We start from the raw sequence: 12,503 nt of genomic DNA on the forward strand, positions 1-12,503 counted from the left end.
TGCCCACCCAAATCGGCTGTATGTCCGCCAGACCACCTCACAACACCACGATATTGCAAACGATGTCAATACGCGGTAAGGTCGATATGCCAGCATCGCGCACACCTCGTGCACGCCATGCGCACCATCGCGTCGCACCGTCGCGGCATCACGGCGACACCATCCCCCACATGAGCCAGAGCAAGGGAGAACCCTCATGAGCACCACACCGGAACCACACCAGCCAACCGCGGAACAACCCGCAACAAACGCTGTAAAATCAACGATCCAAACCGAAAGCGCAGCCCGCCTCTCCCGTCCGCTCATCCAACTCGCCAAGGCCGGCGGCGTGGCCACGTCGTACATCGACCAGCTCGGCACCTACGTCGAAATCGACGACGACGTGCTGGTCGACGTGCTCGGCGCACTCGGCATCGACGCCACCAGCAACCACGCCATCACCGAGTCACTCGCCCGTCTCGAGGCCGAATCCAGCAAACGTTTGCTTTCCGAATCAACGATCGTCGCACCGCTCGGCAAACCGACCACCATCACCCTGCACTGCGCGCACGGCGAGGAGCCGACCGCATCCATCGCGCTCGAAAACGGCCGCACGCTACGCAGCGAACTCGCCGACATCCTGCCCGACGTCAACTCGTCCGACTGGTTCCTGCTGCTGCCCGACAACCTACCGATGGGCTACCACACGCTGCACGTCGAAGCCGGCGAGCGCCAGGCCGACGCCACGCTCATGGTCGCCCCCGAACGCATCGCCCTGCCGGACGCCGTCGCCGCACGGCCGCGCTGGGGCTGGATGGCACAGCTGTACGCCGAACGGTCCGCCGCATCGTGGGGCGTGGGCGACTACGGCGATCTGAAACAACTCGCCGCCGACGCCGGCGCGAAGTCCGGCGCCGACTTCCTCCTCATCAACCCGATCCACGCCACCGCGCCGATCCCACCGCTCGAGCCGTCGCCGTATCTGCCGGAATCGCGGCGTTTCCTGAACGTCACGTACATCCGACCGCAGGACATCCCCGAATACGCGGAGCTGCCGGCCGACGCACGCGAGCGCGTGGACGCGTTGCACGCGTCGGTCGCCGCACGCAACGACAGCCCGGAGCCGTTGGATCTCAACGCATCCTGGGAGGCGAAACGCATCGCGCTGCGCATCATCTTCGACCAGCCGCGCAGCAACCTGCGTGAGGCCGCGTTCGACCGGTTCAAGCGCGAGGCCGGCCCGGATCTCGACGCGTTCGCCGCATGGTGTCTGGCGTTCGAGGTGTGGGGCGCGCCGTGGGAGCCGAATTCGTGGTTCGAACGGTATGATCGCGCGTCGCCCGAGGTGGCCGATCTGGTGCGGAATCATGCCGACCTGTTCGAGTTCAACCGTTGGCTGCAGTGGATCGCCGACGAGCAGGTCGCGGCCGCACAGACCGCCGCGAAGGAGTCTGGCATGGCGCTCGGTCTCATGCAGGACATGGCCGTGGGCGTGCACGCACTGGGCGCGGACGCGTGGTGGAATCCTGAGCGGTTCGCGATCGGCAGCGTCACCGTCGGCTGCCCGCCGGACTTCTACAACCAGCAGGGGCAGGACTGGGGCCAACCGCCGTTCAATCCGCGCTATCTGGAGCGCACCGGCTACCGCGTGTACCGCGAGATGGTGCATTCGGCGTTCGCGCACGCCGGCGCGGTGCGCATCGACCATATCCTCGGCCTGTTCCGGTTGTGGTGGATTCCGCGCGGCAAGGGCGCGAAGGGCGGCGCATACGTGATGTACAACCACGAGGCGATGCTCGCCGTGCTGTCGATCGAGGCGACGCGCGCGAACGGTATGGTGATCGGCGAGGACCTTGGCACGGTGCCCGATTACGTGCGGACGGTACTCGCCGATCACGGTGTGCTCGGTACCGACGTGGAATGGTTTTCGCGCGTGGATAATTCGCCGAACGCTGGCGATCCGTACGCGCCGCCGAGCGACTATCGCCGGCAGTCGATGGCGTCGGTGACCACGCATGATCTGCCGCCGACCGCGGGATATCTCGAGTTTGAGCATGTGAAGTTGCGCGAGGAGCTGGGACTGCTGTCGACGAGCGTCGAGGAGTTTCAGGAGTCGGCGAGCGCGGAACGGCAGGCGATGCTGGATCTGCTGGTGTCTGGTGGATGGCTGGATGCCGCGGCAGCGGCCGATGTGCCGGCGCATGAGCAGGAGGTCGTCGAGGCGATGCATCGGATGCTGACGAAGACGCCGTCGGTGCTGCGTCAGGCGACGCTGATGGATGGCGTCGGCCAGCATCGCGCGGTGAATCAGCCCGGCACGTCGACGGAGTATCCGAACTGGCGCATTCCATTGACGGACGCCGCCGGTCATGTCGTCCACACCGACGAGATCTTCGTCAATCCCCGTGTCCTCTCCCTGGCCGCCGTCATGAACGCCTAAACCACTGCCTCCGGGCGCATTCGTTCCCTTCCTCTCAACGGACATACAGCCGAAAACATACCCGGAATCGACTGGATGTCCGTTGGGAGTGTGGGCATTGTCCCCGTGCAGCAGGATTGTCCGGCGCCCTGAAGCCCTTCCTCTTAACGGACATACAGCCGAAAAGGGCGTTGAAAACGGCTGTATGTCCGTTGAAGGATGGAGCTGTAACACGCCAGAGCCGTCCACAGGGAATGCCCCGCTCACACCTACGGACATACAGCCGTTTTCGGCACCCTTTTCGGCTGTATGTCCGTTAAGAGGCTGTCACCGGTACCGTCGCAACGCGCGTTCCATGATCGGCACGTGCAGCATCAGCACGGCCCCATACCCCAGAATCAGCAGCAGCGGCGCACCGCCCGGCAGATAGATCACCGACGCGACCACCAGCACCACGAACACCACGTCGATCACGACGACCGCCAACGTACTGACCACGTTCGTCACACCGAATACGTACGCATTCGCCAACGTATGCAACACGTCGTTCTCGAACCGCGCCTGCAACACGAACACCCACTCGAACCCGATCACCCACAGAATCGTCAGCCCGAACTTCGGCACCAGCAGCGGCGTGATCTGCAACACGACCCACGCATACGCCAGCCCCGCACCGACCGCCAGAAACGGCAGCCACAGCAGCGTCGCGGCGACAACGTTGTCACGAAACGCACGGAAATAGTTCGCCGTCACATGCCCCTCGCCATCCAGCGAACGACGTGCGGCGTCGTACCCAGCCGTCACGGACGCGCCGATCGTCACCAGCGGAATGCTGGTCACGACCATCAGCACATTGATCCAAATCGCATCGACGACATCCGCCATGCCGCGCATCAGCCACGAATCCGGAGAGAGCATATTCATCGCATCCCAGCTTTCCCGCCGCCCATCCGACGCGCGGCGTCACTGCGCCCATTGTATCGGCAATCCGCACGCCATCCCGCACCGAACCACCGCACCGAACCACCGCGCATTCACCACGCCACCACCCGTCGTCATCGACCCATAATGATATCGTTTTCATAAAACCGCAGTAAATAAATGACGTCACCAACATCACCGTTGATGCAACCGGTTGCAACCCCCCCGGCCAACCGCAGCGTCACCCATGGAGAAAGGACCCAAGCATGACGGCGAACAACCTCCGCGACGACTGGTGGAAGCAGGCGGTCGTCTACCAGATCTACCCGCGCAGCTTCAAGGACGTGAACGGCGACGGCCTCGGCGACATCGCCGGCGTCACCGAGAAGATGGACTATCTCAAGGACCTCGGCGTGGACGCGATCTGGCTCAGCCCGTTCTACCCGTCCGACCTCGCCGACGGCGGCTACGACGTGATCGACTACCGCAACGTCGACCCGCGCCTCGGCACCATGGCCGACTTCGACCAGATGGCCAAGGCCGCGCACGAGGCCGGCATCAAGGTCATCGTCGACATCGTGCCGAACCACACCGCCAACAAGCACGTCTTCTTCAAGGAGGCCCTCGCCGCCGCGCCAGGCAGCCCCGAACGCGACCGCTACATCTTCCGCAACGGCCGTGGGCAGAACGGCGAACTGCCGCCGAACGACTGGCAGTCGCTGTTCGGCGGCCCCGCGTGGGAGCAGGTGCCGGACGGCCAGTGGTACCTGCACATCTTCGCCAAGGAGCAGCCGGACGTCAACTGGCAGAACGCCGACATCCACGAGGAGTTCAAGAAGACGCTGCGCTTCTGGTCCGACCACGGCACCGACGGCTTCCGCATCGACGTGGCGCACGGCCTCGCCAAGGACCTCGAGTCCATTCCGCTCGCCGACCAGCCGGCCGACAGCGTGCAGCAGGTGCTCTGCCACGACGGCACGAGCCCGCTGTGGGATCGTGCGGAGGTGCACGACATCTACCGCGAGTGGCGCGAGGTGTTCAACGAGTACGATCCGCCGCGGTTCGCGGTCGGCGAGGCGTGGGTCGTGCCCGAACACCAGCACCTGTACGCGAGCACCGACGAGCTCGGTCAGGTGTTCAACTTCGAGTTCGCGGAGGCCAACTGGATGGCCGACGACTTCCGCACCGCCATTCAGCGCGGTCTCGACGCGGCCGCAGAGACCGGCGATTCGACCACCACGTGGGTGATGAACAACCATGACGTGCCGCGCAGCCCGTCGCGCTACGGCCTGCCGCAGGTCAAGGACACGTCGTACCACCAGCTCGTGCACGACTGGCTGCTGCGCAACGGCGAAAGCTACGTCGAGGACCGCACGCTGGGTGCGCGCCGCGCCCGCGCCGCCGTGATGATGGAGGCCGGCCTGCCCGGTTCGATCTATGTGTATCAGGGCGAGGAACTCGGCCTGCCGGAGGTCGCGGACATTCCGTGGGACCGGCTGGAGGATCCGACGCCGTTCAATACGCTGCGCAACTTCACCGACAAGGGCCGCGACGGCTGCCGCGTGCCGTTGCCGTGGGATTCGACCGATACGCCGGCCGTGGCGAACTGGTCCAAGCAGCTGCCGCACGAGTTCGGCACGGGCGCTTCGTTCGGCTTCTCGCCGGCGACGCGGGCGGACGGTGCCGGCGAGCCTGCGGACGATCCGCACCTGCCGCAGCCGATGTGGTTCAAGGACTATGCGGTGGACGTCGAGTCCGCGGACGACGGGTCGATGCTGAATCTGTATCGTCGCGCGTTGGCGTTGCGTGCGGAACTGCTGACGGCGACCGGCGACACGGAGTCGTTCGACTGGATCGACGCAGGCGATGCGGTGATCGCGTACAGCCGCCCGGCGGCGGTCGACGGCGGTGCGAACGATGGCACGAATGCGAACGATACTGCACACGATGCGGCCGGCGAGCGTACGTTCGTGTCGGTGACGAACTTCGGTACCGATCCGGTGGTGTTGGACGAGTTGGTTGACGGCGGCGAGGTGATCCTGACGTCCGCCCCGCTCGAGGACGGCATGCTGCCGACCGACGCGACGGCCTGGCTGCTGCGGTAAAGTAGCCACCCTCCTCGTTATAACGGACATACAGCCGATTTCAGTATCGAAATCGGCTGTATGTCCGTTAATGTATAGGGCTATTCCGTGATGTATAGGGCCATATGACGACTTCTCGCGCGGCCCTGAGCGCCCATTCCGCAACCCAGGCCAGACCCGGACCTCACCCCTCTTAACGGACATACAGCCGATTTCGATACTGAAATCGGCTGTATGTCCGTTAAGGAAGAAGCCCTTACCGCCCAGGGAAGCGGACTCGCCTACGGCGAACGTTGGCTGCTCGGCGGCGAAGCCGCCTCGCTACAGGTGCCGTAAAGGGCTGACATAGTCAGCCCTTTACGGCACCTGTCATCACACCCTTCACAATGTACTTCTGGCAGATCAGATAGAACGCGATGATCGGCACAATCGCAAGCACCAAGCACGCCATCATCGCGCCCATGTCAACCGAACCGTAGCCGCCCTTGAGATACTGCACGGCGACGGAGATCGTCTTGTACTTGCCCAGATCGAGCGTCAGATACGGCAGCAGGTAGTCGTTCCAGATCCACATAGCCTGCAGGATCGCGACGGACACGATCGACGGCTTCATGATCGGCACGACGATCTGGAAGAAGATGCGCGGCACCGACGCGCCGTCGATCATCGCGGACTCCTCGAGCGAGGCCGGAATGCCCTTGACCACGCCGGTGAAGATGAACACCGCAAGGCCCGCGCCGAAGCCGAGATACACGAAGCACAGCCCCCACGGGGTGTTGAGCTTCAACGTGTCCGCGATCTTCGACAGCGTGAACATGACCATCTGGAACGGCACGATCATATTGAACAGGAACAGCGTATACAGCAGTTTCGCCGCCCAGTTGTTCACGCGCACGATCCACCACGCGCACATCGAGGTGCACAGCAGAATCAGCACCACCGAGCCGACCGTGATGAGCAGCGTCCAGCCGAAGCTGGCGAAGAAGTCGGTCGTCTCAATGCCGCGCGTATAGTTCTCCAGACCGACGAACGCCTTACCCATCGGCAGCGAGAACGCGTTGCGCGAGATGTACGCCTTCTGCTTGAACGAGTTGATGAACACGAGGACGATCGGGAACACCCACGCGATCGAGATGAGCGAGAACAGGACCGTCCATGCGGCGGCGTGCTTGGGTTTCTCGGAGTTCATCAGGCCTCCACCTCCTTGCTCGTGGTGAGCTTGTTCTGGATGAGCGCGACGACGGCGACGAGCACGAAGAACAGCACGGCCTTCGCCTGGCCGACGCCCTCCCAACCGACGCGTCCGTAGAACGTGCGGGTGATGTTCATCGCGAGACCTTCGGAGAGGTTGCTCGGGGCGCCGTTGGTGAGCGCGAGGTTCTGGTCGTACAGTTTGAACCCGTTGGTGACGCACAGGAACGAGCACACGGTGATCGACGGCATCATGAGCGGGATGATGATCTTGAACATGGTCTGCGATCCGCTCGCGCCGTCGACCGCGGCGGCCTCGAGCACGTCGGTCGGCAGCGACTGCATGCCGGCGATGTAGATGATCATCATGTAGCCGATCTGCTGCCAGCTCACGAGGATCACGAGTCCCCAGAAGCCGTAGCTGGCCTTGTAGGTCAGCGAGCGCGCCCAGTGCGCGAGCACGCCGTTGAGCAGCAGCATCCAGATGTAGCCGAGGATGATGCCGCCGATCAGGTTCGGCATGAAGAAGACGGACCGGAAGATGTTCGAGCCTTTGATGGCCTTGGTGAGCATGTACGCGATCGCGAACGCGGCCACGTTGATGATGACGGTCGTGACGACGGTGAGCGCGGTCGAGAAGCCAAGCGCGTGCAGGAACTCCTTGTCTTTGAACGCGCGCGCGTAGTTCTTGAGGCCGACGAATTCGGCGTCGGTGACGGTGGTGAACTTGCAGAAGCTCAGGTACACGCCCATGATGAACGGGACCACGAACCCGATGATGAATGCTGCGAACGTTGGCAACGCGAACAGCGCCCACCATTTGCGTATCGCTTTGCCGGACATGCTGATCATAGTGCGCCCGCTTTCGTGACGTCCGACGGCGCCGTTGCGTCCGGAGACGAGGGTTGTGCTGTTGTCACTGTTACTCCTTGAAATCCGTATGCACGACACCGTGCGCGGGTGGGGGATGGATAGGACAGGGACGGGTTCGCGGCCGCCGTGGCCGACGGAACGTCGTCGTTGTCCACAGGATAACGCCGCACACAACGAATGTCAAACGTTGTCATTTTGACGTGTGTTTCAGTCGTATCTACAACGTACGCAAACAGAGCAAGTCGATCATAAATCGTTGATTTTTCAACGTAATTGACACACATAGTACGCAACTTCGCACTATTGCGAGCGTTTGCAAATACAACCGCATGCAAACGCTTGCCGTTTGCTGTACCATGGAACCATTGGCATAAAGGGGTTGATATGAGCGCATCCATCCAGGACGTCGCGCAGGCCGCGCACGTCTCCATCTCCACGGTCTCCCGTTCGTTCACACGTCCCGACCTCGTCTCCGCAAAGACGCGCGAGAAGGTGCTGCGCATCGCCGACGAACTGAACTTCTCGTTGTCCCGCTCGGCCGCGGCCCTGAAATCAGGCCGTTCGCTGCGCATTGCACTGCTCATGAGCGACCATATCAAACTATGGTTCTCCGCGTCCGTGATCGAAGGCCTGAACCAGGTGCTGCATGCCGAAGGCTACGACATTTCGATCTTCCAGATCTCCAGCATCGAGGAGCGCAAGGAGTTCTTCGACATGCTGCCCGTGCGGCGCAACGCCGACGCGGTAATCGTCGCCTCGTTCGACATCGATAACGACGAGATCGCGCAGCTGGCCACCATCGGCGTGCCGATCGTCGGCATCAACTCGGTGCTCGCCAAGGAGCGCGGCTTCACGGCGGCCGTCAACATCGACGACGTGCAGGGGTCGCGCCTCGCCGCACGGCACCTCATCTCGCTCGGCCATCGCAACATCGCGTACGTGAAAACCAGTCGCGAAGTGTCGCTGCACTTCAGCGTGCAACAGCGATTCGACTCGTTCATGGACAGCTGCCGGGCCGAAGGCGTCGAGCCGCGCGTGCTCGTCGCGAACGAGGACCGCGACCGCATCAGCCACATCGTCACGCAACTGCTCAGCCTCGACGAGATGCCCACGGCCATCGCCTGCCAGGAGGACGGCATCGCGATACCGCTGCTGTTCCAGCTCGAACGCAACGGTCTGTCCGTGCCCGGCGACGTGTCGATCACCGGCTACGACGACAGCTTCTACTCGCACGACGTCGGACTGACGACGATCCGGCAGGATCCGGTCGACATGGCCGAACGCGCCGCACGCATGACGCTCGATCTGATCGACGGACGCACGCCGGACGAGCCGTTCCAGCTGTTTCCGGCGCAGCTGGTCGTGCGTGCCTCCACCGCCCGTCACGCGTAACGCGTATGCCGCACGCAGCGCTGCCACGTACGGCATACGGCCTTCCGCACATCACGCGCGTCTCTTCCTCAGCTCAACGCGTCATTCCCAGTTCAACGTCTCGTTCCGCATGCCCCTCCCTCTAACGGACATACAGCCGATAACCCACCCGGAATCGGCTGTATGTCCGTTATTAATTGCGACATTCCGTCACCAACGCAAACCCAACCATCTCACTTCACCCCTCACCCTCCACCCTCCACCCTTCTCACTTCACACTTCACATCACGCCCGTCTCTCCAACGGACATACAGCCGATTTCACCCCATGAATCGGCTGTATGTCCGTTAGGGAAAAACGCATCCGCACGCACGCACAACAAAAAGTCGGGCACCGCACAAACCACCATGCGGTACCCGACCTATCTGTTGCGTTCCCCCAGTCGCGGCGCTCCGAGAGAAGGAGTGAACTCGCAGCGCCGCCCCGACTCGGGTTCAGGTGAACTCAGTGCGAGTTCTCGTATTCGGAGGCCCAGCCGTCGACGAACGCGGTCTTGACCGCATCCCAGTCGCCGGTGCCCTGGGCGTACTGCAGCAGCGCCTGGCCGACGCCGTTCTTCCACTCTTCGGACGGCATCATGGTGAAGTTCCACGAGACGGCGGTCTTGCCGGACTTCTGGTCCTCGACGGCGGCCTGCGTGAGCGGATTGTCGGAGGTCACGTCGTCGAAGGTCTTGAACGGCGTGGTGAAGCCCATGTCGGTGGACAGCGACTTCTTGCCGGTGTCGGAGGTGATGACCCACTTCAGGAAGTCCTCGGTGGCCTTCTTGTCGGCGTCGGAGGCCTTCTCGTTGATGCACCAGTAGTTCTCGGAACCGGTCGCGAGGCCCTGGTTCTCTTCGCCCTTGGCGCCGATGTAGATCGGCATCATGCCGAGCGAGTCGGCGCTCATGCCGGCCTTCTGCAGGTCGGTCCACGCCCAGGTGCCGTTCTGGTAGAACGCGGCCTCGCCGAGCGCGAATTCGGAGTTCGCGTCGTCGCCGGTCTTGGAGCTCAGCTGGGTCGGCTCGGTGGTGGAGTCAGTGATGTACAGGTCGAAGATCTTCTTGTAGTTCGGCAGGTAGGTGCCCTTGATGGTCGCCGGCTGCTCGGTGACGTTGTCGTCCTTGAACTCGTAGTACAGCGGCAGGTTGGCGAGGTGCGTCTTGAAGCGCCAGTCGGAGCTGGAGTCGAAGCCGGCGGACGTGAACGCGCCCTTGATGCCGAGCTCGTCCTTGCGGGCCTGCATGTCGTCGGCCACGGCCTTGAGCGTGTCGAAGTTGTCGATCTCGTCCATGGACGTCGCCTTCGCACCGTCGAGCGCGAAGTACTTGTTGAGGATGTCCTTGTTGTAGATGATGCCGTAGGTCTCCATCACGTACGGCACGCCGACGACCTTGTCGCCGTCCTTGAGCGCGACGTCCTGGTTGGTGAGCTCCTTGTAGACGTCGGTGTCGGTCATGTCGGCGGTGTACGACTTCCAGTTCTGGTAGCCGACCGGGCCGTTGACCTGGAACAGCGTGGGCGCGTCGGTCTTGGCGATCTCGGACTTCAGGGTCTGCTCGTAGGTGCCGGACGCGGCGGTCTGCACCTTGACCTCGGTGCCGGTTTCCTTGGTGTATTCCTTGGCCAGCGCGGTCCACTGGTCGGCAGCTTCCGGCTTGAAGTTCAGGTAGTAGACCTTGCCTTTGGCATCGTCCGACGAGTTGGAGCTGTTGCCGCATGCGGCAAGTGCGCCGATCGACATCGCGGCGATCGCGACCATGCCCACCGTGGATTTGAACGTACGATTCATCCTCGAACCTTTCTTCTGTTGCGGTTCCGTTGTTCCGGCACCGCGTACGGATTCGGTACCGCCGTGGTACCGTTACGTGTTCCGACATGCACTATTGTGCGCCATGTTCATGGTTTTTGCAAACGATAGCATTCGCGCGATAGGCTTACGCTGACGTATTTTGCAAGTATTTTTGCAGTATTATTGCCTCTCTTACGTCTTTTCTCAGGCAGATTTATGCAAACATTCGCAGTGATGTTTACGCTCTCACGTTACGTTTTCTGCAAACGTAATCATTCATTGATATGAGACCATATGACTGATCCACCGCTGATCCTGATACCCCACGATCGGCGTGTCGTCGCCGCATCCGCTACTTCAACGGACATGCAGCCGATTCGGGCGGGAAATCGGCTGGTTGTCCGTCAAGGAGAAGCGACATAAGGAGAGCGGAGGCGGTGAAAGCATTCCTGCTGCGGGTCCTCTCCGATCCTCTCTCAGCCCCTAAACATGCTCCACGCTCTCCCTCGGCCTCCTTCCCCTACAACGGACAACCAGCCGATTTCGACGTCTAATCGGCTGGTTGTCCGTTGTAGGGAGAGGGCGGCATCGTGGGCGGGCCGTGCAACGGCATACTTCCAGACGCATGCGACTCCGCATCAGGGCTGTGGATACAATGGGCGCATGACCGATTTTCAGTCCGAATCGACCGCCGACCGCATCGTCGCCGGATTCGACCGCATCAATGAGAAGGTGGACGCCATGCGTGCGGAACGTATCAATGACCCGGATTCTCTTGGTGACAAGCTGCTTAAAGCGGCGCTGCCGTCCGTGGCGGGCTTCATCGCCGGTAAACTGTTCACGCTGGCATGGAATCACGGTGTGGCGCGTCGTCGCGGATTGCGACCGACCAGCGATGGTACGTTGGGCGACGGCGTAGTGGATGATAAGGAAAGTCTGCTGGCCAGCCTGATGTTCTCCGCGCTGTCCGCGTCGATTGGCGCCGTGGTGTCGCAACTGTCCGATCGTGGATCGCAAGCGATTGTCAATCGTCGTCACCGCAAGCACAACACCCGCTGACGCAGGGATCCTTTCCCTCTCTCTCCTTCTCAACGGACAACCAGCCAATTACGGCGCTGTAATCGGCTGGTTGTCCGTTAGATAGAGGTATCGCATCACGTACACAGGCATAGCCGTGCAACAGTCAATGAATCAACGATAAACACCAGTCAGCCGTATAACGGTCTTGTCGTAGGCGACTTTCTCCCTTTATAACGGACATCCAGCCGATCATGACCCTATAATCGGCTGGATGTCCGTTGAGAGTGGCGCATATAAGCGGACAGATTTCACGGCTAACGACGACGCGGCTTGTAGCCTTTCTTGCGACTGTGCGGCTTGAGTTCCTGATTCAGCGGTACCGCGCGGTAACTGGTTCGCGGATCGCGATGCGTCAGATGCCAGGTTCCGCAATACTCGCACCGATACACCCACAGTTCAGTACCGCGTTCGATGAAGCTTTGATCGGCGGCGCGCTGGGCCGTCGCCTTATCGTGATACATGATCTTGTTCGACTCGGTACAGCGTTTGGGCGTGAAATAGTGCATAATACCACCGAGTGTAGGGTGTTCCTTTGCCATTTGGAATGACGATGCTGTGTGTGGATACAAATCGAGGCCTTCCGGGAGCAGACGCTCAACCGAAAGACCTCGATCATGCAAGTTGAATGCGGCGGCGTGCTACTCTCCCACACCCTATCGAGTGCAGTACCATCGCCGTGCCAGGCCTTAGCTTCCGGGTTCGGAATGGGACCGGGCGTCTCACCTGGGCCATGACCGCCGCAAATCTATAAT

9 protein-coding genes and 1 rRNA gene are annotated in these 12,503 nt (G+C 61.8%); 4 read left to right on the forward strand and 6 right to left on the reverse strand.

Features of this window, described 5'->3' with window-relative positions; all coding sequences use genetic code 11:
• The first annotated feature begins 196 nt into the window (after positions 1-196).
• The gene (gene malQ / locus DSM100688_RS05205) at positions 197-2,419 is read left to right on the forward strand and encodes a 4-alpha-glucanotransferase (RefSeq protein ID WP_152358079.1); all 2,223 of its coding nucleotides are present in this window, start codon (positions 197-199) and stop codon (positions 2,417-2,419) included.
• Between the two features lie 306 nt (positions 2,420-2,725).
• Here the strand turns inward: malQ and DSM100688_RS05210 are convergent, their stop codons facing one another.
• Positions 2,726-3,322, reverse strand: coding sequence for a DUF624 domain-containing protein (locus DSM100688_RS05210; RefSeq protein ID WP_152358080.1), 597 nt, complete (start codon positions 3,320-3,322; stop codon positions 2,726-2,728).
• Between the two features lie 263 nt (positions 3,323-3,585).
• Between DSM100688_RS05210 and DSM100688_RS05215 the strand changes: the two genes are divergently transcribed.
• The gene (locus tag DSM100688_RS05215) at positions 3,586-5,424 is read left to right on the forward strand and encodes a glycoside hydrolase family 13 protein (RefSeq protein WP_152358081.1); all 1,839 of its coding nucleotides are present in this window, start codon (positions 3,586-3,588) and stop codon (positions 5,422-5,424) included.
• 328 nt (positions 5,425-5,752) lie between these two features.
• Here the strand turns inward: DSM100688_RS05215 and DSM100688_RS05220 are convergent, their stop codons facing one another.
• Entirely contained in the window at positions 5,753-6,592 is an 840-nt protein-coding gene (locus DSM100688_RS05220) for a carbohydrate ABC transporter permease (protein ID WP_152358082.1), read from the reverse strand.
• Complete coding sequence (locus DSM100688_RS05225) at positions 6,592-7,446, reverse strand: carbohydrate ABC transporter permease (RefSeq protein ID WP_152358083.1); 855 nt, start codon at positions 7,444-7,446, stop codon at positions 6,592-6,594. Before DSM100688_RS05225 ends, DSM100688_RS05220 begins: the two co-directional genes overlap by 1 nt.
• 405 nt (positions 7,447-7,851) lie before the next feature.
• Here DSM100688_RS05225 and DSM100688_RS05230 point away from each other — a divergent pair, with 405 nt between their 5' ends.
• Positions 7,852-8,859: a LacI family DNA-binding transcriptional regulator gene (locus tag DSM100688_RS05230; protein ID WP_152358084.1), complete on the forward strand. Its 1,008-nt coding sequence runs from the start codon at positions 7,852-7,854 to the stop codon at positions 8,857-8,859.
• Positions 8,860-9,342: 483 nt separating this feature from the next.
• On the opposite strand, the gene DSM100688_RS05235 is transcribed toward DSM100688_RS05230, so the two are convergent.
• Positions 9,343-10,671: an ABC transporter substrate-binding protein gene (locus DSM100688_RS05235; protein WP_152358085.1), complete on the reverse strand. Its 1,329-nt coding sequence runs from the start codon at positions 10,669-10,671 to the stop codon at positions 9,343-9,345.
• A 663-nt stretch (positions 10,672-11,334) separates the two neighbouring features.
• Between DSM100688_RS05235 and DSM100688_RS05240 the strand changes: the two genes are divergently transcribed.
• Positions 11,335-11,730, forward strand: coding sequence for a DUF4235 domain-containing protein (locus DSM100688_RS05240; protein WP_152358086.1), 396 nt, complete (start codon positions 11,335-11,337; stop codon positions 11,728-11,730).
• Between the two features lie 275 nt (positions 11,731-12,005).
• Here DSM100688_RS05240 and DSM100688_RS05245 read toward each other — a convergent pair whose 3' ends face one another.
• Positions 12,006-12,257, reverse strand: coding sequence for a hypothetical protein (locus DSM100688_RS05245; protein ID WP_152358107.1), 252 nt, complete (start codon positions 12,255-12,257; stop codon positions 12,006-12,008).
• 119 nt (positions 12,258-12,376) lie between these two features.
• Positions 12,377-12,493: ribosomal RNA gene (rrf, locus tag DSM100688_RS05250) — 5S ribosomal RNA — on the reverse strand.
• Between the last annotated feature and the right edge of the window lie 10 nt (positions 12,494-12,503).

This window comes from Bifidobacterium ramosum, assembly GCF_009299505.1.
In the GTDB taxonomy this organism is placed as follows: domain Bacteria; phylum Actinomycetota; class Actinomycetes; order Actinomycetales; family Bifidobacteriaceae; genus Bifidobacterium; species Bifidobacterium ramosum.

Bases quoted from the DNA above. Each gene is read 5' to 3' on its own strand.
- malQ (WP_152358079.1), top strand. From the start codon at position 197: ATGAGCACCACACCGGAACCACACCAGCCAACCGCGGAACAACCCGCA.
- DSM100688_RS05210 (WP_152358080.1), bottom strand. From the start codon at position 3,322: ATGAATATGCTCTCTCCGGATTCGTGGCTGATGCGCGGCATGGCGGAT.
- DSM100688_RS05215 (WP_152358081.1), top strand. From the start codon at position 3,586: ATGACGGCGAACAACCTCCGCGACGACTGGTGGAAGCAGGCGGTCGTC.
- DSM100688_RS05220 (WP_152358082.1), bottom strand. From the start codon at position 6,592: ATGAACTCCGAGAAACCCAAGCACGCCGCCGCATGGACGGTCCTGTTC.
- DSM100688_RS05225 (WP_152358083.1), bottom strand. From the start codon at position 7,446: ATGATCAGCATGTCCGGCAAAGCGATACGCAAATGGTGGGCGCTGTTC.
- DSM100688_RS05230 (WP_152358084.1), top strand. From the start codon at position 7,852: ATGAGCGCATCCATCCAGGACGTCGCGCAGGCCGCGCACGTCTCCATC.
- DSM100688_RS05235 (WP_152358085.1), bottom strand. From the start codon at position 10,671: ATGAATCGTACGTTCAAATCCACGGTGGGCATGGTCGCGATCGCCGCG.
- DSM100688_RS05240 (WP_152358086.1), top strand. From the start codon at position 11,335: ATGACCGATTTTCAGTCCGAATCGACCGCCGACCGCATCGTCGCCGGA.
- DSM100688_RS05245 (WP_152358107.1), bottom strand. From the start codon at position 12,257: ATGCACTATTTCACGCCCAAACGCTGTACCGAGTCGAACAAGATCATG.